We start from the raw sequence: 23,101 nt of genomic DNA on the forward strand, positions 1-23,101 counted from the left end.
GCCGCTTCCCCGCCGCCCGGGAGAACGGGCGGCGGGGAAGCGGCGGTGCGGTCACTCCGCGGCGGCGGTCGCCGGCTGCTCGACGGGCTGGGCCTGCGGGGCCTGCTCGGCCGGCTGAGCCTGCTCGGCCTGCGGGGCTGCCTGCTCGGCCTGCGGGGCCGCCTGGTCGGCCTGCGGGGCCGCCTGGTCGTCGGCCTTCTTCGGCTCCTCGAGCAGCTCGCGCTCCCACTCGGCCAGCGGCTCGTCGGAGGCGACGCCCGGCTCCGGCTTCTCGTCGCTGCCGCGACGACGGCCGGAACGGGCGATCAGGCCGTCGGCGACGGCCGCGGCCACGACCCTGGTCAGCAGCTCGGCCGAGCGGATCGCGTCGTCGTTGCCCGGGATCGGGAAGTCGACCTCGTCCGGGTCGCAGTTGGTGTCGAGCACCGCGATCACCGGGATGCCCAGCTTGCGGGCCTCGTCGACGGCGATGTGCTCCTTCTTGGTGTCGACCACCCAGATCGCGGCCGGAAGCTTCTGCATGTCCCGCAGACCGCCCAGGGTGCGGGTCAGCTTGATCTTCTCGCGGGAGAGCTGCAGGGTCTCCTTCTTGGTGTACCCGGCGGCGGTGCCGCTCAGGTCGCCCAGGGCCTCCAGCTCCTTCATCCGCTGCAGCCGCTTGTAGACCGTCTGGAAGTTGGTCAGCATGCCGCCGAGCCAACGGTGGTTGACGTAGGGCTGACCGACCCGCGTCGCCTGCTCGGCGATGGCCTCCTGGGCCTGCTTCTTGGTGCCGACGAAGAGGATGCTGCCACCCTCGGCGACGGTCCCGCGCACGAACGAGTAGGCCTTCTCGATGTAGTCGAGGGTCTGGCGCAGGTCGATGATGTAGATACCGTTGCGCTCGGTGAAGATGAAGCGCTTCATCTTCGGGTTCCAGCGCCGGGTCTGGTGCCCGAAGTGGACACCGCTCTCCAGCAGCTGACGCATGGTCACGACGGCCATGGTGGGGTACTCCTCGTGGTCCCTGGTTGTTCCGCCCGGCCAGGCAGCCGGGCGTCCTGGCGCCCGGTCGGCGGCCATGGCGGGCCCGACCAAGATCGGGACCAGGGAGGCCGTCGCCCCACGACGGCTCGTGGAGAGGGCGCGCGAGGTCGACCGCGCGAGGCGGTCGCCAGTCGACCAGTGTACGCCCCTTCCCCGCCCCCGATGCCTCGGGTGCGGGGAAGGGGTCGGAACGCCCATTTCCGGCACTCGGCGCGCCCGCCCGGACCGGTGCCCGCCGCCAGGCGGAGCGGTCTCCGAGGGCGTCAGGCGCAGCGGCCCCCCGGCGTCAGGCCCCGGAGGCGTCAGGTCCGAGGGCGTCAGGTCCCGACGGTCGAGGGTCAGCCGACCGCGAGGGCGGCGGCGACGAAGAGCACCAGGCCGACGGTCAGGTACGCCGTCGGCGGGCGCAGCCAGCCCCGGCTCCCCTCCGCCAGCGACAGCCCGCCGGTGCGCAGCCCGTACAGGCCGATCGCGAAGATCGGCAGGCCGCAGACCAGGAAGATCCCCACCACGACGTCGGCGGCCGAGACAGGGTCGCCGGTCACGCCGCTGATCAGCACCCGCATCGCGGGCACCTCGAACACCAGGACCAGCAGGGTGAAGAGCGCGGCCAGCGCCGGCCGCCGGGTCCGGTAGACCCCGTCGCCCGCCGGCGCTCCCGGGTGCGGGGCGACCACCGGCGGGTACGCCGGCAGCTCCCCCGGCGCGAGGTCGCCGCGGGGCGCGATCGGCGGCATCGGCCCGGTCGGCATCTCCAACGGGTTCGGGGGCGCGACCGGCCGGACCGGCTCGTCGACCGGCGTCTCCGCCGGGCTCGCGGCCTCGGCCACCCGACCGGGCGCGACGATCGGATAGCCGCCCAGCGGGGCCGGACGGGTCGGCTCCGCGGTCCGTTCCACGGGTCCCGCCCCGGCCAGGGCGTCGACGCCCGACGTCGACAGCGCGTCGCGGGTCTCCCTCGATTCCCGGGCGGCGCGCCGGCCCGGGCGGTCGGCGGGCAGTTCCCCGGAGACGTCCGGGTCCGCCTCGGCCCGACGCGAGCGGCTGGCCCGGTATCCCTCGGTCTCCGACCGGCCGTCCCCGAGCGGCGGTACCGCCGCGAAGCGCCCCGAATCGCCCTCGCCGAACCTTCCGGGCTCCGATCCCGTGACGGCGAACCGGCCGGAGTCCTCGGGGCCGGTGACGGCAAACCGGCCGGAGTCCTCCGGTCCCGTCACGACGAACCGGCCCGAGTCCTCCCGTCCCGTGGCCGCGAACCGGCCGGAGTCCTCCGGTCCGCCGAAGCGGCCCCGGTCGGGCTCGACGGCCCCGAAGCGGCCCGAGTCGGGCTCCGTCGACGCGCCGAAGCGTCCTGGTTCACCGCGCCGGGTCCCCGTGGAGTCGCCGTAGCGGTCGTCCTCCGCGGCCCGGCGCTGCTCGGGGGCGTTCAGGTCGTCGTCCCGGTATCGGCTCTCGGCCGGACCGCGCCAGTCCGCCTCCCCGTAGCCGCTCTCACGGTCACGGTCGCGGTCGCGGTCGCGGTCGGCCGGATACCAGCGCGACTCCTGATCTTCGACAAAGTTTCGTCGTCCGTCCACGCCCGGCACCGTATGCGACCGGCTCCACGGGCGCCATTCGCCCCCGGGACACCCGCGCTTTCGCGAGCGTCGGTCACCGCGCGGCGCTGGTCGCGGACGACGCTGGGCGGGACGGCGGCGGGCGGGCAGGCCCAGCTCAGCGGTGCACCCCGTGGCTCCTGACGGCGGTCCACCGGGGCGGGCCGCGTAGCACGACGAGGGCATGATCGTCCGTCCGTCCACAGCGCCTCCGTCATCCACAGCTTCCGGAGCGCGGGGCGGCGGCTGCCCGCCCGTCGGGTGCACGGTGCCGGACATGACGAAGCGGAACCAGGCGGTCGGCGCGTACGGGGAGCGGTGCGCCGTCCGGCACCTGATCGGGGCGGGACTGCGCCCGGTGGCCCGGAACTGGCGCTGCCCGGCCGGGGAGATCGACATCATCGCCTGGGACGGGCCGGTGCTCGCCTTCTGCGAGGTGAAGACCCGCCGCACCGACGAGTTCGGGCCGCCGGCGGAGGCGGTCGTACCGGCCAAGGCACGGCGGCTGCGGGGGCTCGCCGCCCGGTGGCTCGCCGACACCGGCACCACCGCCGACGAGGTGCGCTTCGACGTCGTCTCGGTACGCCTCACCGGCGCCGGCGCCGCCCGGGTCGAGCACCTCAAGGGGGCGTTCTGATGGGCGGGCCCGAGTCCGGCGCCGAGCGACGGCGGGCGGTGTCGTGAGCTACGCGAAGGTGCTCTGCGTGGGCCTGGTGGGCGTCACCGGGCACCTGGTGCAGGTCGAGGCCGACCTGGCGGCCGGTCTGCCGGCGGTGGTCATCTCGGGGCTGCCGGACACCGCCCTGCACGAGGCCCGCGACCGCGTCCGCGCGGCCGTGGTCAACTCCGGTCAGCGGTGGCCCAACCGGCGGATCACCCTCAACCTGCTGCCGGCCGACCTGCCGAAGTTCGGCTCCGCGTTCGACCTGGCGATCGCGGCGGCCCTGCTGGGCGGTTCCGGCGAGCTGCCGCTGCTGCCCCTGGAACACGTGGTGGTGCTGGGCGAGCTGGGCCTCGACGGCACGGTCCGGCCGGTGCGCGGTGTGCTGCCGATGGTCGCCGCGGCCGCCCGGGCCGGCGTCGGGAAGGTGATCGTCCCGGCCGGCAACGCCGCCGAGGCGGCGGTCGTCCCCGGGGTCCGGGTCCGGGCGGTCGACACGCTGCACCGGCTGGTCAGCTTCATCCGCGACGGCTCGCCCCTGATCGAGCCGGAGTCCGACGGGCCGCCGCCGGCCGGCGGCGGGCCCGACCTGGCCGAGGTCGCCGGGCAGGGGCTGGGCCGCAGGGCGCTGGAGGTGGCCGCGGCGGGCGGGCACCACCTGGCGCTGGTCGGGCCGCCGGGAGCCGGCAAGACCATGCTCGCCGAGCGCCTCCCGTCGATCCTGCCCGAGCTGGACGACGAGGCCGCGCTGGAGGTCACCGCGCTGCACTCCATCGCCGGGCTGCTGCCGCCCGGCGGCCGGCTGCTGCGCCGCCCGCCGTTCCAGGCGCCGCACCACACGGCGACGGTGCCCTCGCTGGTCGGCGGCGGCTCCGGGCTGGCCCGCCCGGGGGCGATCTCGCTCGCCCACCGGGGCGTGCTCTTCCTCGACGAGGCGCCCGAGTTCAGCCGGGGCGCGCTGGAGGCGTTGCGTCAGCCGCTGGAGAACGGCCGGGTCCGGCTCGTTCGCAGCCGAGGCGGCGCCGAGTATCCGGCCCGTACGCAGCTGGTGCTGGCGGCCAACCCGTGCCCGTGCGCCAAGCCGGCCGGGGACGCGTACTGCGAGTGCCCGCCGCAGGCCCGGCGGCGCTACCTCAGCCGGCTCTCCGGGCCGTTGCTGGACCGGATCGACGTGCAGGTGAAGCTGCCGCCCCTCCGGGCGGCCGAGCTGATGGAGGCCACCGTCGACAGCGAAACCTCCACCACCGTCGCCGCGCGGGTGGCGGCGGCCCGGCGGGCGGCGGCCGCGCGCTGGGCGGTGCTCGGTCACCGGCTCAACGCCGAGATACCCGGCCCGTACCTGCGCCGCCCGCCCTGGCGGTTGCCCGGGCCGGACACGGCCGAGCTGCGGGCCCGGCTGGACGCCGGGTCGCTGTCGGCCCGGGGCTTCGACCGGATCATCCGCCTGGCCTGGACGATCGCGGATCTGGACGGTCGGGACCGCCCCGACCGGGAGGACGTCCGGGAGGCCATCCAACTGCGAACGGGGGACGCGACGTGAGCACCGACGAGGAGACCCTGGCCAGGGTGGCGCTCACCTGGCTCGCCGAGCCGGGCACCTGGTCGGTGCACCGGCTGGTCGACCGGCTCGGCCCGACGAGGGCGCTCGACCTGCTGCTCGACGGGGGCGCACCGGAGGAGACACTGCGCAACACCGTGGCGGCCCGTTGCGCGGCCGGCGACGCCCGGGCCGTCGCGGCCGAGGCGCTGGCCCGTACGGACCGGCTCGGCGCCCGGATCGTCGTCCCCGGCGACGACGAGTGGCCCGTCCGGGTCGGCGACCTGCGCCGGCTCCGGCTGCCCGGCGCCTACCGGCGGGTGGACGTCGAGACCGCTCCCCCGCTCTGCTTCTGGGTACGCGGCTCGTGGCCGCTCGCAGAGGCGTTCGACCGCTCCGTCGCGGTCGTCGGTGCCCGCGCCGCCACCGGGTACGGCACGCACGTCGCCACGGAACTCGGCTACGGGCTGGCCGACCGGGACTGGACCGTCGTCTCGGGCGGAGCCTTCGGCATCGACGCCGCGGCCCACCGGGGCGCGCTCAACGCCGGTGGCCTCACCGTGGCCGTGCTCGCCTGCGGGGTCGACCGCCCCTACCCGATGGGCAACGCGGCGCTGTTCGACCGGATCGCCGACACCGGGCTGCTGGTCAGCGAGTGGATGCCGGGGGCCGATCCGCTCCGACCCCGGTTCCTCATCCGCAACCGGGTGATCGCGGCGGGCACCCTCGGCACGGTGCTGGTGGAGGCGGCCGCCCGCAGCGGCGCGACCCAGACCACCCACCGGGCGCTCGCCCTGGACAAACCCAGCATGGTGGTGCCCGGCCCGGTCACGTCGGCGATGTCGGTCGGCGCGCACGAGACGCTGCGGGAGTACCCGAAGGCCCGGCTGGTGACCGGCGTCGCGCAGGTGCTGGAGGAGGTCGGGCGGATCGGCGAGCTGGCGCCCGTACCGCGCGGCCCGCAGCAGCCGGTCGACCTGCTCGACGACGACGCACGGGCCGTCGTCGAGGCGTTGCCCCGCCGGGGCGCGGTCGACGTGGACGTCCTCGCCGCGCGGGCCGGGGTGCCCGTCCGTACCGCCCTGCGGAAGCTGTCGATGCTCGAGGAACTGGCCCTGGTGCTCCGCCGCGACGACGGGTACGCCCTCGCGCCCCCGCCGGCCCGGAACGCGGCCGCCGGGCGACCCCGGCACGCGGCCGCCGGGCGACCGGCGACGCCGGACGAGCCGTGAACCGCCGGACGGACCGCGAACCGCCGTCAGTCCCCCTCGAAGCGGATCTCCATCGCGCGGTCCTGCCGGCAGCGCCGCGCCAGCCGGTCCAGCCGGCGCACGTGCGTCAGCTCCGGCGTCGACCGGGCCACCTCGGCGAGGCAGCGCACCTCGGCGAGGAGCTGCGGCGTCTGGCCGGCGGGGACCACCAGCTCGCCGACCGGATCCACCCGGTCGAGCAGCGGGGTACGCCCGGCGCCACGGACCCGCCGGACGAGGTTCAGCAGTACGTCGTCGGGATCGGGCAGCACCTCGGCCGGCACGAGGCGACGCCGGTCGGAGGCCACCCCGACCGCCCGGTAGAGGACGACGTCCACCCCCATGTCCGGTCCCCCTTCGTCGAGCCTGATCCCGTCGCTGCGGCGACCACGACCAGGGCCCACACCCGTTGGTACGACAAGTCTGCGCGCACCGGCTCCCGCAATCCATCACCCGGGCCGCGCGTCCGTGCCGGAAGCACCCGCGAGCCGGCTCGACCGGTCGCCCGGCCACCCCGGCACCCTGCCGGGTGACGCCGGGCGACCGGTGCCCGGCCACGGCCCAGTGCCCTGCCGGTGGTGCCGGACGGCCGTAGGCTGGTCCCGTGCCGTCCGAGGATCCGCCGCCCACCACCGCCACGGCCTCTATCCGCACCGGGGTGCACCGAGGGGTGCGGCGTCCCGTGCGGCCCGGCCAGGCGGTGTCCGTGGCTCGGCCTGGCGGGGCGGCAAGGCCCACGCGAGGCATGCCGGGCGCCCGGCGGGCGGCTGCGAGGGGACCGCGGTGAGCCGGGGAGCGAACGGCACCCGGGCGGCCCACGAGGCCCTCCCACCGGCGATGCGCGAGGCGGTGGACGACTTCGCCGGGCACCTCGCCGCGGTGCGCAACCGGTCCGCCCACACCGTCCGGGCGTACGTCGGTGACGTGGTGTCGCTGTTGGACCACGCCCGCCGGATGGGCTGCGCCGAACTGCCGGAGCTGGACCTCGCCGTGCTGCGCAGTTGGCTGGCGAAGCAGCGGACGACGGGGGCCGCACGGACGTCGCTCGCCCGACGGGCGGCCTCGGCGCGGACATTCAGCGCGTGGGCGCACCGCACCGGGCTGCTCCCCGCCGACGTGGCCGGCGCCCTGTCCAGCCCGCGCGCCCACCGGGACCTGCCGACCGTGCTGCGCGCCGACCAGGCGGCCGCCCTGGTCGAAGCGCCGGGCCGGTTCGCAGCCGTGCCGCCGTCTCCACCTGCCGAGGACGACTCCCGACCCTCGTCACCCGCCGGGGATGGCTCCGGGCCGTCGTCTCCCGACGGGGAGGACTCCCGGCCGTCGTCGCCAGACGGAAAGGGCTCCCGACCGACGACACCCACCGGCGACGGGTCCGGGCCGGGGTCGCCAGGGTCGTCGGGTCCTCCTGCGGCTGACGGCGTCGCCGAGGCGGTACTGCTGCGGGACCGCGCGCTGCTGGAACTGCTCTACGGCACGGGGGTACGGATCAGCGAGGCGTGCGGCCTCGACGTCGCCGACGTCGACCACGCGCGACGGGTCGTGCGGGTGTTCGGCAAGGGTGGCCGGGAACGCGCCGTGCCGTACGGGGTGCCGGCGCAGCGAGCGCTCGACGAGTGGCTGCGCCACGGCCGGCCCGCGCTGGCCGCACCGCACTCCCGCGACGCGCTGCTGCTCGGCGCCCGTGGCGGACGGCTCAACCCGACGACGGCACGGCGGATCGTCGGCGGGTACGCGGCGGGGACCGGCCTGCCCCCGATCAGCCCGCACGGCCTGCGGCACTCGGCGGCCACCCACCTGCTGGAGGGCGGCGCCGACCTGCGGGCTGTGCAGGAGTTGCTGGGGCACTCGTCCCTGGCGAGCACCCAGATCTACACGCACGTGTCCGTGGAGCGGCTCCGCGCCGCCTACCGCCAGGCCCACCCCCGCGCCTGAATCCCGCCGTCGCACGCCTCCCGCGCCGGCGGCCGGACCTGTCAGGCAGGAGGCCGGGTGCTCAGGCCCGGCGCGGCGACGAACCCGGCCCGTCGAGGGCCGAGCCCCGGAGCACGACGTGCGGCTCGCGTCCGAGGTCCAGGCACATCCGCACGTCGTCGTAGCGTTCGTCGCCCACCTCGATGACGTTCGGCAGCCGCCCCCACTCGCGGAAGCCGAGGCGCTCGTACAGCTCGATGGCACCGTGGTTGTTGCCGCGCACGCCCAGCGCGAGGGTCTCGATGCCGGCCTTGCGGGCGTCGTCGATCACCGCGCCGGTGACGAGGCGACCGATGCCGCGGCCACGGGCGGCGGGGTGTGCGGTGACCTTCTCCAGGTCGGCGTAGTGGGTGAAGATCGGCTTCGGACCGCGCCGCCACGTCCCGGTGCCCACCACCCGCTCGTCGAGCACGGCGAGGACCAGCGCGGCGTCGCCGGCCGCGACGAGACCCAGCACCCCGTCCAGCCATGCGTCGGTCTCGGCGCGGCCGGGCGGGACCGCGTACCCGATCGCGCCGCCCCGCTCGGCCACCGCGTGCAGCACCCGGTGCACCTCGGCGCGGAGCTGCCGGTCCGCGGCGGTCGGCCAACGCAGTTCGACGTCCATGACCAGCGATTCTCCGGGATCGAGGACGGTCTACCGGCATCGGTTCGATGGAACCGCGTCCCGGACGGGCGCCCCGACCGCCGTGCCCGACGGACGGTACCCGGCGGAACGGCGGTGGGAGATCGGCGGGTCGCTACGATCACCGGGTGAGCCTCCCGCAGCCGCCCGAGCCGATCGCGGCAGCCCGCCTGCTCTTCTCACTCGATTCGGCGGTCAGCCACCTGAACCACGGCTCGTTCGGCGCGGTGCCGCTCGCGGTGCAGCGGGCCCAGCAGCGGCTGCGTGACGAGATGGAGGCCAACCCGCTGCGCTTCTTCACGCGGGGCCTGGTCGACCGCATCACCCACGCCCGTCGACACCTGGCCGGTTTCCTGGGTGCCGACCCCGACGGCACCGCCCTCGTCCCGAACGTCACCACCGGGGTGGCGGTGGTCCTCCAGTCGCTCGGCCTGCGTCCCGGCGACGAGGTGCTCACCACCGACCACGGCTACGGGGCGGTCGGCCTCTCCATCGCCCGGGAGTGCCGGCGCACGGGGGCGGTCACCCGGGCGTTGCCCGTCCCGTTGACGGCCTCCGGCGAGGAGATCGTCCAGATCGTCCGCGCCGGGCTGCGCCCCGGCCGGACCCGGCTGCTCGTCGTGGACCAGCTCGCCTCGGCCACCGCCCGGCTCTTCCCCGTCGCCGCGATCGTCGGCGTGGCCCGGGAGCACGGGATTCCGGTCCTCGTCGACGCCGCGCACGCCCCCGGCATGCTCGCCACGCCCGTGGGCGACGTCGGCGCCGACTTCTGGGTGGGCAACCTGCACAAGTGGGCGTACGCGCCGCGCGGCACCGCCGTGCTGGTGGTCGCCCCGCCGTGGCGGGAACGCATCGAACCGCTGACCGTCTCGTGGGAGCAGGAGTCGGGGTTCCCCCGCCGGGTCGAGTGGGCGGCGACGCAGGACTACACGGGCTGGCTGGCCGCGCCGGTGGGCCTGTTCACGCTGCGCAGCCTCGGCGTCGACCGGGTACGCGGGCACAACGCCGCGCTGGCGGCGTACGGCCAACGGGTGCTGGGGGACGCGCTCGGGGTGGCCCCCGCCGACCTGCCGGGCCCCGGCGGCCCGGGGGTGGCCATGCGGATCGTCCCGCTGCCGGCCGGCCTGGGTGCCACGCTCGAGGCGGCGCGGGCGCTGCGGGAACGCATCGCCGAGCGGCTGGCCACCGAGGTGGCCGTCATGGCCTGGAACGGACGCGGCTGGCTTCGGCTCTGCGCCCAGGTCTACAACACCGCCGACGAGTACGAGCGGCTGTCGGTGCGGCTCCCCCCGCTGCTCGCCCAGCGCTGAGTGCGGGGCGGCGTCGTCGAGCGGCAGCAGCCGCACGGGTCCCAGGCCGAGCAGGGCCAGCGGATCCAGGTAGTCGGCGCCGCGCCGCAGCCCCCAGTGCAGGCAGGCGGTCGCGGGACAGCCCGGGTGACCCGCGAGGAGGACACCCAGCGGCGCGCCGGCGGCCAGTCGGTCGCCGACGCGGACCCCCGGCGACACCGGCTCGTGGGTGGTCCGCAGGCCGTCGGCGTGCCCGACGGTGACGACGGGGCGGCCGGCGACCAGGCCGGCGAAGAGCACGGTGCCGGCACCGGCGGCTCGCACGCTCGCGCCCGGCGCGGCGGCCAGGTCGACGCCCCGGTGCCCGGGCAGCCAGGGCCGTGGCGGCGGATCGAAGCGACGCACCGGGCGCGGGACCCCGTCGAGCGGCCACCGGAACCGCACGGCCCCGGACGGCAGGCCCCGGACCGACGCGATCCCGGACGACACCGCCCCCGACGGCGCCGTCCCGGGCCACGCGTTCTGAGACGACGCCGCCGCCAACGACAGCGCCGCCGTTAACGACGCCGCCGCGACGAACGGTCGTGGCGACGCCGGGACCGGTCGGGCGACGGGCGCGGAGGGCCCGAGGGACAGCAGGACGGCGCCGAGCGCGACGGCGGTACGGGCGGCAGGTCGCATGGGCGCAGCCTGCTCGGCGCCCGCGCGTCCGCGCCATCCCCGGCGCCCTCGCCTGTGGACGACGGTGCTCCTGTGGACGAGCCCCGCCGCGCCGAGGGATCTGCTAGGGGCGCGCGTGACGGATCGCCCGGCGGTCCCGGGGCCTCTAGGCTGCGAGGGGTGACGCGGGACTGGTACGCCTGGCACGGGGACTACGACGAGGCGGGTTCGGCGCTGTCCCGCCGGCTCGCGCAGGTGCGGCTGCGGGTGCGTGCGGCGCTCGACGCCGCCCCACCGGGTCCGGTGCGGGCGATCAGCCTCTGCGCCGGCCAGGGACGCGACCTGCTTCCCGAACTGGCGGCCCACCCCCGCCGCGACGACGTGACCTCCCGGTTGGTGGAGCGGGATCCGCGCAACGCGGAGGTGGCACGGTCGGCCGCCCGCGCGGCGGGACTGTCCGCCGTGCAGGTGGTGACCGGCGACGCGGCCCGCACCGACGCGTACGCCGATCTGGTCCCGGCCGACCTGGTGCTGGTCTGCGGGGTCTTCGGCAACATCAGCGAGGCGGACGTACGCGCCACGGTGCGGCACTGCGCGGCGCTCTGCGCGACGGGCGGGACCGTGCTCTGGACCCGGCACCGGCGCGCACCCGACCTCGTGCCGGCCATCCGTGGCTGGTTCGTGGAGGAGGGGTTCACCGCGGGTACGGTCAGCAGCCCCGCGGACGGCGTGGGTGTGGGGGCGCACCGCTTCCTGGGCGTGCCCCGGCCCCTGCCACCCGGCGCGACGATGTTCACGTTCATCGAATGACTTTCGACGGCGGGACGGGCAGCCGGGACGACGCCGCGCCCGCGGGCGGGCCCCGCCGCCGCCGGCATGACCCTAGGCTGGGACGGACGCACGGCGGAGTCGCCGCCGTCCGGCCCCGGGGAGGCCTCGATGACCACTGTGGACGACGTCAGCGGGCCCTCCCGGGTGGCGGAGCCCGGCGAGGGGATCACCACCGAGGAGTTGCAGCTCGCCGCCCGCAACCACGGCATCCCGCTGGAGGCGCTGCGCTACGACGTGACCCCGGCGGGCCTGCACTACCTGCTCATCCACTACGACATCCCCGATCTCGACCCGCACACGCACGCGCTGAGCGTGTCCGGCGCGGTGGACCGGCCGCTGACCCTCGACCTCGCCGCGTTGCGCGAGCGACCCCGGATCACCCGCCGGGTCACGCTGGAGTGCGCGGGCAACGGGCGCGCCCTGCTGCACCCCCGGCCGGTCAGCCAGCCGTGGCTGGTCGAGGCCGTCGGCAACGCGGAGTGGACGGGCACCCCGCTGGCGCCGCTGCTGCGCGAGGCGGGCATCGCCGCCGACGCCGTGGACGTGGTCTTCACGGGCGCCGACCACGGCGTGGAACGCGGCGTCGAGCAGGACTACCAGCGGGCGCTGCCGGCCGCCGACGCGCTGCGCGAGGAGGTGCTGCTGGCGTACGAGATGAACGGCGCCCCGTTGCTGCCGCAGCACGGTGCCCCGCTGCGGCTGATCGTGCCCGGCTGGTACGGCATGGCGCACGTCAAGTGGCTGCGCGCGATCGACGTACGCACCCAGGCGTTCGACGGCTACCAGAACGCGGTCGCCTACCGGCTGCGCCGGGACGCCGCCGACCCCGGGGTGCCGGTGACCCGGATCGAGCCACGGGCGCTGGTCCGGCCACCCGGCTTTCCCGACTTCATGTCCCGTACCCGCGTGCTGCGGCCCGGCCCGTGCACGTTGGACGGTCGCGCCTGGTCCGGCCACGCCCCGGTCGCCTCGGTGGAGGTCACCACCGACGGCGGGGCCACTTGGCGACCGGCCAGCCTGGACACCCAGACCGGCGGGGAGTTCGCCTGGCGCCGATGGCGCTACGAGTGGACGGCCCAGCCCGGGCGGCACGTCCTCGGGGCCCGCGCCACCGACGCCTCCGGCCGTAGCCAGCCGGTCGAGCAGCCGTGGAACCGGGGCGGCTTCGCCAACAACCTCGTCCAGCGGGTCGAGGTCGTGGTGCTGTCGGACTGAAGCCGACCGCCGGGCGGCCGGCGACCTCGCGGCGGGTGGGGGCGCCGGCGGGCCGCACGCCCCACGGTGCGACCGCCGGGCGCCAGCAGCGGTGGGTCAGCCGCCGAAGCCGGAGTCGGCGGGCAGCGAGATGTCGGGCTTCTCCAACTCCTCGACGTTGACGTCCTTGAAGGTCATCACCCGGACGTTCTTCACGAACCGGGCGGGACGGTACATGTCCCACACCCAGGCGTCGTGCATCTCGACCTCGAAGTAGACCTCGCCGTCGGAGTTGCGCACGTGCAGGTCGACCTGGTTGGCCAGGTAGAAGCGGCGTTCCGTCTCCACCACGTAGGAGAACTGGCGGACGATGTCGCGGTACTCCCGGTAGAGCTGCAGCTCCATCTCGGTCTCGTACTTCTCGAGGTCTTCCGCGCTCATCGCACTCCGCCTTCCATGACCACATCTTCCCCCACCGACGCCGGAGGCTGAGGCTGCTCGCCCAACGCCACGCCGACGGTACCCCCTGGCGGGCAGGAGCGCTCCATCGGCTCGTCCCACCTCGCGCCGGCCGGCCGACGCGCCCGGGGCGGGGCGCCGTCGCGACCGGACACCGTCGCCACGTTCACGTACGAGAACCGGTGTTCCCGGCACGGCCCCCGCTCCCGCAGCGCCGCGGTGTGTTCCGCGGTGATGTAACCCTTGTGCTCGGCGAACCCGTAACCCGGGTACGTCCCGTCCATCTCGACCATGATCCGGTCCCGGGTGACCTTCGCGAGCACGCTCGCCGCCGCGACGCAGGCCGCCACCCGGTCGCCCTTCCACACCGCCAGCCCCGGCACGTCGAGGCCGTCGACCCCGAAGCCGTCGGTCAGCACGTAGTCGGGGCGGGTCGTCAGCGACGCCAGCGCGCGGCGCATCGCGGCGAGGTTGCACACGTGCAGGCCCCGCTCGTCGACCTCCTCGGCTTCGACGACCACCACGGCGTACGCGAGCGCGCGGGCCACGACCTCGTCGTGGATCCGCTCCCGGCTGGCGGGCGTGAGCAGCTTGGAGTCGGCCAGCCCGTCGATCTCCCCGCGTCGCCCCTCGGGCAGGATCGCGGCGGCGGCGACCAGCGGCCCGGCGCAGGCGCCGCGACCCGCCTCGTCGGCCCCGGCGACGTGCCGGAAGCCACGCCGCTGCAACGCGCGCTCCAGCGCGTAGAGCCCGCCCTCGCGGCGCACCACCGTGCGCGGCGGCGTCAGCACGACGCGTCCTTTCCGACGGTCGGCGCCGCCGTGGCGGCCAGCGCCCGGGCCAGCACCGCCGGCAGGTCCGGCGGGTAGTAGCGCTCGCCGCTGGCGGCCAGCTCGTCCGGCGGCCACCACCGGTGCGCGGCGACGCTGGCCCGCTCGATCTCGCTGAACCCCGCGGTGTCGACCTCGTGACCCGTCACCCGCACCAGGAAGAACTCCTGTTCCTGCCGGTACCACACGCCGTCGAAGGGGAACTCCGTCAGGTCGCGGTGCACGGGCGCGCCGAACGCCGGGGCCGGCAGCCGCAGCCCGGTCTCCTCGGCCAACTCCCGCGCCGCGCACTCGGGATAGGTCTCCCCCGCGTCCAGGCCGCCGCCGGGGGTGAACCACCAGCGGCCGTGCTCGGGACGGGCCGGGTCGGAGCCGCAGAAGAGCAGCACCCGACCCGCCGCGTCGACGAGCAGGACGCGCGCCGCGCGCCGGGGGGTGTAGACGGTCACCGCACCAGCCTGCCAGACACCGCCGACAACGCCCACGCCCGGCGACCCCTACGGTTGGGGAATGGCCTCGAACGGCTCGGGGACGCTCAGCCAGGTGGCCCGGCCGAAGGGCCAGAAGACGGTGAAGGCCCGCCCCACGACGTCGCCCTCGGGGATGGTGGCGACGGTGATGTCCTGACCGGACTGCTGCCAGTGCTCCAGCGAGTCGCCCGACGCCTCGCGGTGGTCGCCCATCACCCAGAGCCGGCCCTTCGGGACGGTGATGTCGAACTCCTCGGCGGTCTTGTCGCCAGGGAAGATGTAGGGCTCGTCCAGCGACCTGCCGTTGATCACCAGTCGGTCCTGCGCGTCACAGCAGACCACGTGGTCGCCGCCCACGCCGATGACGCGCTTGATGAAGTCCTCGCCGTCGGGGTTGGCGCTCCACTCCATGGGGGCCTTGAAGACGATCACCTCGCCCCGGCGCGGGGACCGGAAGTCGTAGACCAGCTTGTTGACCAGCACCCGGTCGTCGATCTGGAGGGTGTTCTCCATCGACGGGGAGGGGATGAAGAAGGTCTGCAGCACGAAGGCACGCACCAGCACCGCGACCAGGATCGCCACACCCAGGAGGATGGGCAGCTCCTTCCAGAAGGAGCTGCGCGGCTTGTCGGTCTGCTCGTCAATCACGGCACGAGCCTACGTTGCCCGACCGGACGCCACCGTCCGGAACGCGCGAGAACGGCGAGCGCGGCAGCGGCCGGGACGAACAGCACCACACCACCGTCCGGCGTGGGGCGCACCGGGGGCGGGGCGCCGGTGGAGGCGGCCGGCGCGTCGGCGACGTCGTCGAACGTCGCGGGCACCGACAGGGTGCTCCAGCGCGACGAGGGCCAGACCACCGTGAACGCCCGACCCACCACGTTCTCGATCGGCACCGGCCCCTGGCAGCGGGCGTCCTGGGAGACCATGCGGTGGTCGCCCATCACGAAGATCTGCCCGGGCGGGACCACGACCTCCTCGAAGCGCCGGGAACGGCACTCGCGGGGGTTGGGCGGGATGTCGAGCGGCGAGTCCCGCAGGACGTACGACGACTCGTCGAGCGGGGTGCCGTTGACCAGCACCCGCCCCTCGGCGTCGCAGCACCTCACCCGGTCGCCGGGCAGCCCGATGACCCGCTTGATGAAGTCCTTCTCGCCGGGGCGGCTGACGCCGACCAGGTCGCCGACGGTGCGGCTGAGCTTGCCGGCAAAGCCTGGCTCCGGCTCCTCGTCGACCTGCGGGGCCCAGCGTTCGGTGCCCCGGAAGACGACGACCTCGCCACGCACCGGGTCGCGTACGTCGTAGACGACCTTGTTGACCAGGACGCGGTCGCCGACGAGGAGGGTGTCCTCCATCGAGCCGGAGGGGATGAAGAACGCCTGGAGCAGGAACGTGCGGATCAGCACCGCGAGGCAGAACGCGACGACGAGCAGCAGCGGCAGCTCCTGCCAGAGGGGCATCTGCCGGCGCGGCCGGCGGGCCCGACGTCGCCACGGGTCGACGGCGCCGTCCTCGTCAAGCGTCTGCACCACGCCACTCTCCGGTCAGCAGAAATGACACTACCGCCCGGGAACCCCGTCGGGGCTCCCCGGGCGGTAGTGGCCGTCGCTCCGCCGTGGTGGCGGGACGTCGCCCGGCTGCGCCCGTAGCGACCAGGGTAGTGCGGTCCGGTCGGTACGACATACGCGCAGCTCGGGCGGCGTGGCGAGCGCGAGGGTCAGCTGGGCTGCTTCTCGCGCTTCTCCTTGATCTTGGCCTTCTTGCCGCGCAGCTCGCGCAGGTAGTAGAGCTTGGCCCGGCGCACGTCACCGCGGGTCACGACCTCGATCCGGTCGATGCCCGGGCTGTTGATCGGGTAGGTGCGCTCGACACCGACACCGAAGCTGATCTTGCGGACCGAGAAGGTCTCGCGCAGACCGTCACCCTGGCGGCGGATGACGACGCCCTGGAAGATCTGGACACGGGACCGGTTGCCCTCGACGACCCGGGCGTGCACCTTGACGGTGTCACCGGCACGGAAGTCGGGGAGGTCGGTGCGCTTCGACTGGGCGTCAAGGGCGTCCAGGATGTTCATCGCTGCGTCCTCGTGAGGCTCACGGCACACCGTCAATCGGTGCGCGAGGTGGGTGATTCTGATCCCCGGGTGGTGGTCGGTGACCCGACCCCGGTCGGGGATCCTCGCAGCCGTCCGCGGCGCGGCCGGTTGCGGCAACCCCCCTACTTTGCCACATCCCCCGGCGGCACCTGAAACCCGGCCCGGTCCAGCGCGGCGACGTCCCGCTTGTCCAGCAGCTCCGGGTCCAGCGCGGCGAGCATGTCGGGACGGCGCGTCGCGGTGCGGGTCAGCGCCTCGTCCCGCCGCCAGCGGGCGATCCTGCCGTGGTCGCCGGAGCGGAGCACCTCCGGCACCTCCAGCCCGCGCCAGGTCGCCGGCTTCGTGTACATGGGGGCCTCCAGCAGCCCGTGGGCGTGCGACTCCTCCGCCAGCGAGCCCGCGTTGCCGAGCACCCCGGGCAGCAGCCGGGTGACCGCCTCCATGATCACCAGCACGGCCACCTCCCCGCCGAAGAGGACGTAGTCGCCGAGCGAGACCTCGGTCACCGGCATCCGGGTGGCGGCGTGGTCGAGCACCCGCTGGTCGATGCCCTCGTACCGGCCGCAGGCGAAGAGCAGGTGCGCCTCGGCGGCCAGGTCGTGCGCCATCGCCTGGGTGAAGGGGGCGCCGGTCGGGGCCGGCACCACCAGCCGGGGCGGGGTGACCTCCGCCGGGGCGAGGGCGTCGAGCGCCTCACCCCACGGCTCCGGCCGCATCACCATGCCGGGGCCGCCGCCGTAGGGCGTGTCGTCGACCGTGCGGTGCACGTCGTGGGTCCAGAGCCGCAGATCGTGTACGGCCAGCCGCAGGGTGCCGTTCGCCCGCGCCCTGCCGATCAGCGACAGATCCAGCGGGGCGAGGTACTCCGGGAAGATCGACACGATGTCGACGCGCATGCGGGGGTGCTCCAGCGGTTCTACAGATCGAGCAGACCGGCCGGCGGGTCGACGACGACGCGACCGCCGGCGAGGTCAACCTCGGGGACGATCGCCCTGACGAACGGGATGAGCGCGGTGCCGCCCTCGGGGCGGCGCAGCACCAGCAGGTCGGAGGCGGGGGCGTGGTCGATCCGGGCCACCTCGCCCAGCCGGTCTCCCTGCGGGGTGACCACGGCCAGCCCGACGAGCTGGTGGTCGTGGAACTCCTCCGGGTCCTCCGGCGGCGCGACGTCGGCGCTGTCGACCCCGACCAGCGTGCCGCGCAGCGCCTCGGCGACGTCCCGGTCCCCGATGCCCTCGAACGCGACCAGCATCCGCTCCTGGTGCCAGCGGGCGGACTCCACGACCAGTTCGTCGGGCACCCGGAACGCGACACCCTGCTCGGGCACGGCCGCCGAGCCGTCGCCGGCCGCGCCGGGTCCGGTGCGCGGCACCCGATCGGTGGACGCGGCCCGGGGCGTCGCCCCAGGCGTGGTGCGCAGCACCATGCCTGGGGCGAACCGCGCCTCGGGTTCGTCGGTCCGCACCTCCACGGTGACCTCACCGCGGATGCCGTGCGGTTTGCCGATCCTGCCGACGATGAGCAGCATCAGTACGAGTCGACGATGTCGACGCGTACGCCGCGCCCGCCGATGGAGCCGATCACCTGACGCAGCGCCTTGGCGGTCCGGCCGGACCGCCCGATCACCGTGCCGAGGTCCTCCGGGTGCACGCGGACTTCCAGCCGCTTGCCCCGACGGGAGTCGACCATCCGGACGCGTACGTCATCGGGGTGGTCGACGATGCCCTTGACCAGGTGCTCCAACGCCGGACGCAGAGGCATGTCAGGCCTGCTCACCGGCGTCGGCAGCGGCAGCCGGCGCCTCGGCCGGAGCCTCGGTCTTCGGCGCCTCGGCCGGAGCCTCGGCCTTGGCGGCCTTCTTGGCCGGCTTGGCCGGAGCCTCGGCCAGGCCGGCGGCGGCCTTCGCCTCGGCCTCGTACGCCGCGGTGCGGTCGACCCGCTCCGGGGCGACCTTCAGCGGCGGCGGGGCCGGCAGGCCCTTGAACTTCTGCCAGTCACCGGTCAGCTCCAGCAGCCGCTGCACCGCCTCGCTCGGCTGGGCGCCGACGGACAGCCAGTACTGGACCCGCTCCGACTTGACCTCGATCACCGAAGGGTCTTCCTTCGGCTGGTAGACCCCGACGAACTCGATCGCCCGGCCGTCGCGCTTGGTGCGCGAGTCGGCGATGACGATGCGGTACTGCGGGTTGCGGATCTTGCCCATCCGCAGGAGCCGGATCTTTACGGCCACAGTTGTTTCGCTCCTGTTGCGATCTCACCTGCCCAATACGGGCGGTGCACGGGTGAGTGTCGACCGGCACAGTGGGGTTGGGCCGGAGACTGCTCGGTGGACTGGCGACGTGCCCGGGTTAGAGGGCGCCGGACACGCGCCGGATACCAGCCAGCCATTCTGCCAGATCGGACCCGGATCTCTCACACCGGACCGCCCCGGGTCACCCACCGGGCGGCGGAAGTGACCGAAAGCACACCGGCTGAGGCTGGTCCGGCTTCTCGCGCGGCGGGGTCAGCGCACCGGGGGGCGGTCCCAGCCGGGCGGCAGCTCGTCGGGGACGATCCAGTCGGGCGGCGGGGTGAAGTCGCACCAGGTGCCGTCGAACGGGAACTCCCCCGCCTCGGCCAACGCGATCACCCGCTTCCCCTCGGCCCGGACCGCGTCCGCGTCGGGCACCCAGTAGTGGTCGGGGAAGGCCAGCCGCTCGACGAACTCCCCCTCGTCCTTCCACTCCCAGCCCCGGTCCGGGCGCACGACCACGTCGAGGTCCTGGTCCACCATGTCGACGCCGGCGAGCGTGCCGTCGTCCCAGCGCACCCCGGGCTCCTCCAGGTTGACGTACCAGGTGGCGAAGCGGTCGTGCGCGTCGCGGAACCACCACACGGAGTGGGCCGCCCCGGCGGGCAGGAACTTGAGCACGGAGGGGCCGTCCCACCGGCCGGTGGCCAGGCGGTACGACGACGAGATCCACTCGGTGAACGGCACCGCCCGCATGCCCAGCCCGGCCTCGGTGACCTCGCTCGCGACCGGGGAGTCGCGGGCCACCCAGAGCAGCAGGCCCCGGTCGTCGTCGCTGACCACGCGCGCGGCGCGTACCCAGCCGATCCGGCCCCGGCGCACGTTGCGGTGCACGATCAGCCGCCCAGGTTCGAATCTCACGCACCGACCCTACCGGCGGGCGGCGGGCCCCCGGCCCGTCGACCCGCCGGGTGGCGCAACGCGGACGGCCGGCCCCGCGAGGCGGGACCGGCCGGGCGGCGTACGGGTCGGTCAGTAGGCGCGGGCCAGGACGGCGACCAGGTCGGGCTCGTCCTCCGAGTCGGGCACCGAGCCGTCGGCGCGCAGCAGGCAGCGCACCGTGACGCCCTGGCCGTTCGCCTCGGCCTCGCCCTGGACGCCGACCGCCGACCACGGCACCATGGCCCAGCCGGTGGCCGCCGCCTCGATCGCCTCGGCCAGCGTCGACACCTCGACCGTGCGGGAGAGCCGGTGGGCCAGCGCCTGGTCGTGCAGGGCCCGCTGGTCGGCGTCGAGAGCGGCCAGCACGGCGGTCACCACGTCGGCCACCGGCGTCGGGGACTTCGAGCCGTCCGTGCGGCGCACCACGACCGCGTTGCCGGCGGCCAGGTCGCGGGGGCCGACCTCGACGCGTACCGGATAGCCGCGCAGCTCGGCGTCGACGGCCCGGCGGCCGAACGGGGTGTCGACGCGGTCGTCGAGCGCGACCCGCACGCCCGCGTCGCGCAGCGCGTCGCGCAGCCTGCCCGCCGCCTCGCCGACGCCCTCGCCGTCCTTGACCACCATGACGTACGCCTGCACGGGCGCCAGCTTCGGCGGCACCCGCAGGCCGTTGTCGTCGCCGTGACACATGATCAGGCCGCCGAGCATGCGGGTGGAGGTGCCCCAGGAGGTCGTCCAGGCGTGCTCCCGGCCGCCCTCGGCGGAGGAGTAGCTGATGTCGAAGGCCCTGGCGAAGTTCTGCCCCAGCTCGTGGCTGGTGCCGAGCTGGAGCGCCTTGCCGTCGCCCATCATGCCTTCGCAGGTGTAGGTGGCGGTGGCGCCGGCGAAGCGCTCACGGGCCGTCTTGAGGCCGACGACCACCGGGATGCCGAGCACGTTGACCATCAGGTCCTCGTACGCCTCGTGCAGGATCCGGCGGGCGTAGGCGCGGGCGTCGTCGCGGGTCGCGTGCGCCGTGTGCCCCTCCTGCCAGAGGAACTCGCTGGTGCGCAGGAAGATGCGGGGGCGCAGTTCCCAGCGGACCACGTTCGCCCACTGGTTGAGCAGCAGCGGAAGGTCCCGGTAGGAGTCGATCCACTTGGCCATGAACTCGCCGATGACGGTCTCGCTGGTGGGGCGCACCACCACCGGCTCGGCGAGCTGCTTGCCGCCGCCGTGCGTGACCACCGCGAGTTCCGGCGAGAAGCCCTCGACGTGCTCGGCCTCGCGCTTGAGGTAGCTCTCGGGGATGAAGAGCGGGAAGTACGCGTTCTCCGCGCCCGCCGCCTTGATCCGGGCGTCCATCTCGGCCTGCATCCGCTCCCAGATGGCGTAGCCGGCCGGTCGGATGACCATGGTCCCGCGGACCGGGCCGTTGTCGGCCAGCTTCGCCTTGGCGATCAGGTCCTGGTACCAGCGGGGAAAGTCCTCCGCACGGGGAGTGAGCACGCGTGCCATGACCGCAGATCCTATGCGTCGGCCGAAGGGACGACGCCATCGGGCGCGACGTCGCCTGTCTCCGCCGTGCCGGTCGGTGCGGCCGGGCTAGGATTCGACCACCATGGGTGAGGTGAGGGACGGCACCCGTTCCCGGGAGGCGATCGTCGAGGCCGCTCGGGCGTTGACCATCGCGACCGGCTGGGACGGCGTCCGGATGGGTGCCGTCGCGCGGGCGGCGGGGGTCAGCCGGCAGACGGTCTACAACGAGTTCGGCACCAAGGCGGGGCTGGCCGAGGCGCTCGCCCGGCAGGAGGTCGACCGGTTCGTCGGCGACGTACGCGCCCTGCTGCGCGCGCACGGCGACGACGTCCGGGCCGCCGCGCACGCCACCATCTCGCACACCCTCACGCAGGCGGTCGACGACCCGCTGATCAAGGCCGTCCTGACCAGCTCCCGGGGCGGCTCGGACGACCTGCTGCCCTACCTCACCACCCGCTCGGAGCTGGTCCTGACCGAGGCCACCGAGGTGTTGCTGGAGTGGGCCGACGACGTGCTGCCGGGCGCCGACCGGGACGCGGTCGCCTTCGCCACGGACTCGGTCGTCCGGTTGGTGATCAGCCACATCGTCCTGCCCGGCGCCCCCGTCGCGCAGACGGCCGCCGCCCTCGCCGACCTGGCGGTGTTCCTGCTCGTGCACGCGGTCACCCGGGGCGACGGGACCGGCTGACCGGCCGTCGGGGTCAGCGCACGACGCGACCGCGCAGCACGATGCGGGCGGGGTCGCGTACGGCGCGCAGGTCGGCGCGCGGGTCCTCGGCGTAGACGACGAGGTCCGCCAGGCCGCCCTCGACCAGGCCGGGGAAGCCGAGCCACTCGCGGGCCCGCCAGGACGCGGCGGCGAGCACGTCGATGGTGGACATGCCGGCCTGCTCGTGCAGCAGCAGCATCTCCTCCGCGGCGAGGCCGTGGTCGATGCCGCCGCCGGCGTCGGTGCCCACGTAGATCGGCACGCCGGCCTCGTGCGCCGAGCGGACCACCTCGGGGAAGCGGTCGCGCAGGGCGAGCATGTGCTCGGCGTAGCCGGGGAACTTGGCCCGCGCCTGCTCGGCGATCCCGCCGAAGGTCCGGATGTTGATCATCGTGGGGACGAGGGCGGTGCCCCGGCGGGCCATCTCGTCGATGAGGTCCAGGCTCAGGCCCGTGCCGTGCTCCACCGAGTCCACCCCGGCGCGCACCATGATCTCGACGGCCGACTCGGAGAAGGTGTGCACGGCGGCGCGCACCCCGGCGGCGTGCGCGGCCCGGACGGCGGCCGTCATGGTGTCGGCGTCCCACGCCGGGGCGAGGTCGCCGACGCCCCGGTCGATCCAGTCGCCGACCAGCTTCACCCAGCCGTTGCCGGCGCGCGCCTGCGCGGTCACCGTCGCGGCCACCTCCGCCGCGCCGACCTCGACGCCGATGTCGCGCAGGTAGCGCTTCGGCGGCGCGACGTGCCGGCCGGCGCGGGCCAGCCGCGGCAGGTCGGGCTCGTCGTCGAGCTCGGGGTACGGGTACGGCGACCCGGCGTCGCGGATGGCGAGGATCCCGGCGTCGCGATCGACGCGGGCCAGCTCGCGGGCCTGGTCGAGCGAGGTGACCGGGGCGCCGCCGCGGGCGATACCGATGTGGCAGTGCGCGTCGATCAGGCCGGGCAGCACGAACCCGCCGTCGGCGATGGTCTCCGCGCCGGGGACGGGGGTGAAGGTGACCCGGTCGCCGACCAGCCACAGGTCACGGACCTCGTCGTCGGGCAGCACCACGCCGCGTACGTGCCAGGCCATGCGTCCTCCGTCTGCGCGTGAAAGGGCCGTCCGCCCGCCATTCTCCCCGGTCGGCACGCGCCGGGCGGGCCCGGGGGCGGCGGACGCGCCGGCCCGCCGGCCGCGCCCGGCCGCGCCCGGCCGCGCCCGGCACGGCC

24 protein-coding genes and 2 pseudogenes are annotated in these 23,101 nt (G+C 75.0%); 8 read left to right on the forward strand and 18 right to left on the reverse strand.

Annotation, left to right across the window (positions count from 1 at the left end):
* Window positions 1-51 precede the first annotated feature (51 nt).
* On the reverse strand, window positions 52-984 hold the full coding sequence (gene rpsB, locus V6U77_RS16720) for a 30S ribosomal protein S2 (RefSeq protein ID WP_334607258.1): 933 nt from the start codon (window positions 982-984) through the stop codon (window positions 52-54).
* Window positions 985-1,364: 380 nt separating this feature from the next.
* Complete coding sequence (locus V6U77_RS16725; protein WP_442934446.1) at window positions 1,365-2,603, reverse strand: hypothetical protein; 1,239 nt, start codon at window positions 2,601-2,603, stop codon at window positions 1,365-1,367.
* A 295-nt stretch (window positions 2,604-2,898) separates the two neighbouring features.
* Between V6U77_RS16725 and V6U77_RS16730 the strand changes: the two genes are divergently transcribed.
* Genes V6U77_RS16730 through V6U77_RS16740 form a run of 3 tightly spaced genes read left to right on the forward strand, consistent with a single transcriptional unit; the run spans window position 2,899 to window position 6,051 of the window.
* The gene (locus V6U77_RS16730; protein ID WP_121396090.1) at window positions 2,899-3,258 is read left to right on the forward strand and encodes a YraN family protein; all 360 of its coding nucleotides are present in this window, start codon (window positions 2,899-2,901) and stop codon (window positions 3,256-3,258) included.
* Window positions 3,259-3,301: 43 nt separating this feature from the next.
* Window positions 3,302-4,822: a YifB family Mg chelatase-like AAA ATPase gene (locus V6U77_RS16735; protein WP_334607260.1), complete on the forward strand. Its 1,521-nt coding sequence runs from the start codon at window positions 3,302-3,304 to the stop codon at window positions 4,820-4,822.
* The gene (locus tag V6U77_RS16740) at window positions 4,732-6,051 is read left to right on the forward strand and encodes a DNA-processing protein DprA (RefSeq protein ID WP_442934448.1); all 1,320 of its coding nucleotides are present in this window, start codon (window positions 4,732-4,734) and stop codon (window positions 6,049-6,051) included. Before V6U77_RS16735 ends, V6U77_RS16740 begins: the two co-directional genes overlap by 91 nt.
* Before the next feature lie 26 nt (window positions 6,052-6,077).
* Here the strand turns inward: V6U77_RS16740 and V6U77_RS16745 are convergent, their stop codons facing one another.
* Complete coding sequence (locus tag V6U77_RS16745; protein WP_334607262.1) at window positions 6,078-6,413, reverse strand: hypothetical protein; 336 nt, start codon at window positions 6,411-6,413, stop codon at window positions 6,078-6,080.
* Window positions 6,414-6,906: 493 nt separating this feature from the next.
* Between V6U77_RS16745 and V6U77_RS16750 the strand changes: the two genes are divergently transcribed.
* Window positions 6,907-8,001, forward strand: a complete 1,095-nt coding sequence (locus V6U77_RS16750; RefSeq protein ID WP_442934449.1) for a tyrosine recombinase XerC — start codon at window positions 6,907-6,909, stop codon at window positions 7,999-8,001.
* Window positions 8,002-8,062: 61 nt separating this feature from the next.
* Here V6U77_RS16750 and V6U77_RS16755 read toward each other — a convergent pair whose 3' ends face one another.
* Complete coding sequence (locus tag V6U77_RS16755; protein WP_334607264.1) at window positions 8,063-8,647, reverse strand: GNAT family N-acetyltransferase; 585 nt, start codon at window positions 8,645-8,647, stop codon at window positions 8,063-8,065.
* 146 nt (window positions 8,648-8,793) lie between these two features.
* Here V6U77_RS16755 and V6U77_RS16760 point away from each other — a divergent pair, with 146 nt between their 5' ends.
* Window positions 8,794-9,975: an aminotransferase class V-fold PLP-dependent enzyme gene (locus tag V6U77_RS16760; RefSeq protein ID WP_334607265.1), complete on the forward strand. Its 1,182-nt coding sequence runs from the start codon at window positions 8,794-8,796 to the stop codon at window positions 9,973-9,975.
* A gap of 15 nt (window positions 9,976-9,990) precedes the next feature.
* Here V6U77_RS16760 and V6U77_RS16765 read toward each other — a convergent pair.
* Window positions 9,991-10,635 (reverse strand): annotated as a pseudogene (locus tag V6U77_RS16765) (murein hydrolase activator EnvC family protein); the annotation flags it as partial.
* A 159-nt stretch (window positions 10,636-10,794) separates the two neighbouring features.
* Between V6U77_RS16765 and V6U77_RS16770 the strand changes: the two are divergent.
* Window positions 10,795-11,424: a class I SAM-dependent methyltransferase gene (locus V6U77_RS16770; protein WP_334607266.1), complete on the forward strand. Its 630-nt coding sequence runs from the start codon at window positions 10,795-10,797 to the stop codon at window positions 11,422-11,424.
* Between the two features lie 129 nt (window positions 11,425-11,553).
* A complete protein-coding gene (locus V6U77_RS16775; protein WP_334607267.1) occupies window positions 11,554-12,660 on the forward strand; it encodes a sulfite oxidase in 1,107 nt (368 codons plus the stop codon).
* A gap of 96 nt (window positions 12,661-12,756) precedes the next feature.
* Here the strand turns inward: V6U77_RS16775 and V6U77_RS16780 are convergent, their stop codons facing one another.
* The 12 genes and pseudogenes from V6U77_RS16780 to proS form a co-directional block, all read right to left on the reverse strand.
* A complete protein-coding gene (locus V6U77_RS16780; RefSeq protein ID WP_007075222.1) occupies window positions 12,757-13,080 on the reverse strand; it encodes a DUF2469 domain-containing protein in 324 nt (107 codons plus the stop codon).
* On the reverse strand, window positions 13,077-13,889 hold the full coding sequence (locus V6U77_RS16785; RefSeq protein WP_334607268.1) for a ribonuclease HII: 813 nt from the start codon (window positions 13,887-13,889) through the stop codon (window positions 13,077-13,079). The genes V6U77_RS16780 and V6U77_RS16785 overlap by 4 nt, the downstream gene beginning before the upstream one ends.
* A complete protein-coding gene (locus tag V6U77_RS16790) occupies window positions 13,883-14,377 on the reverse strand; it encodes an NUDIX hydrolase (RefSeq protein ID WP_334607269.1) in 495 nt (164 codons plus the stop codon). The genes V6U77_RS16785 and V6U77_RS16790 overlap by 7 nt, the downstream gene beginning before the upstream one ends.
* 48 nt (window positions 14,378-14,425) lie before the next feature.
* Window positions 14,426-15,046, reverse strand: coding sequence for a signal peptidase I (gene lepB / locus V6U77_RS16795; RefSeq protein WP_334607270.1), 621 nt, complete (start codon window positions 15,044-15,046; stop codon window positions 14,426-14,428).
* Window positions 15,047-15,055: 9 nt separating this feature from the next.
* Window positions 15,056-15,930: pseudogene (gene lepB, locus V6U77_RS16800) on the reverse strand (signal peptidase I).
* Between the two features lie 185 nt (window positions 15,931-16,115).
* On the reverse strand, window positions 16,116-16,472 hold the full coding sequence (gene rplS, locus V6U77_RS16805; protein ID WP_210836847.1) for a 50S ribosomal protein L19: 357 nt from the start codon (window positions 16,470-16,472) through the stop codon (window positions 16,116-16,118).
* 143 nt (window positions 16,473-16,615) lie between these two features.
* On the reverse strand, window positions 16,616-17,389 hold the full coding sequence (gene trmD, locus V6U77_RS16810) for a tRNA (guanosine(37)-N1)-methyltransferase TrmD (protein ID WP_334607271.1): 774 nt from the start codon (window positions 17,387-17,389) through the stop codon (window positions 16,616-16,618).
* 20 nt (window positions 17,390-17,409) lie between these two features.
* On the reverse strand, window positions 17,410-18,018 hold the full coding sequence (gene rimM / locus V6U77_RS16815) for a ribosome maturation factor RimM (RefSeq protein ID WP_334607277.1): 609 nt from the start codon (window positions 18,016-18,018) through the stop codon (window positions 17,410-17,412).
* 2 nt (window positions 18,019-18,020) lie between these two features.
* Window positions 18,021-18,281: an RNA-binding protein gene (locus tag V6U77_RS16820; protein ID WP_172862164.1), complete on the reverse strand. Its 261-nt coding sequence runs from the start codon at window positions 18,279-18,281 to the stop codon at window positions 18,021-18,023.
* A complete protein-coding gene (rpsP, locus tag V6U77_RS16825) occupies window positions 18,256-18,723 on the reverse strand; it encodes a 30S ribosomal protein S16 (RefSeq protein WP_311410948.1) in 468 nt (155 codons plus the stop codon). Before rpsP ends, V6U77_RS16820 begins: the two co-directional genes overlap by 26 nt.
* 273 nt (window positions 18,724-18,996) lie before the next feature.
* Window positions 18,997-19,644: a DUF402 domain-containing protein gene (locus V6U77_RS16830; protein ID WP_334607272.1), complete on the reverse strand. Its 648-nt coding sequence runs from the start codon at window positions 19,642-19,644 to the stop codon at window positions 18,997-18,999.
* 111 nt (window positions 19,645-19,755) lie between these two features.
* Window positions 19,756-21,162 carry a proline--tRNA ligase gene (gene proS, locus V6U77_RS16835; protein WP_334607273.1) on the reverse strand — a complete coding sequence of 469 codons (1,407 nt, stop codon included), beginning with the start codon at window positions 21,160-21,162 and terminating at the stop codon, window positions 19,756-19,758.
* 103 nt (window positions 21,163-21,265) lie between these two features.
* On the opposite strand from proS, the gene V6U77_RS16840 reads away from it, so the two are divergent.
* Window positions 21,266-21,871 carry a TetR family transcriptional regulator gene (locus V6U77_RS16840; protein WP_334607274.1) on the forward strand — a complete coding sequence of 202 codons (606 nt, stop codon included), beginning with the start codon at window positions 21,266-21,268 and terminating at the stop codon, window positions 21,869-21,871.
* 13 nt (window positions 21,872-21,884) lie between these two features.
* Here the strand turns inward: V6U77_RS16840 and V6U77_RS16845 are convergent, their stop codons facing one another.
* Window positions 21,885-22,964: an amidohydrolase family protein gene (locus V6U77_RS16845; RefSeq protein WP_334607275.1), complete on the reverse strand. Its 1,080-nt coding sequence runs from the start codon at window positions 22,962-22,964 to the stop codon at window positions 21,885-21,887.
* Window positions 22,965-23,101: the final 137 nt, after the last annotated feature.

Origin of the sequence: Micromonospora sp. CPCC 205546, assembly GCF_036902715.1 — a bacterium.
Taxonomy (GTDB): Bacteria; Actinomycetota; Actinomycetes; order Mycobacteriales; family Micromonosporaceae; genus Micromonospora.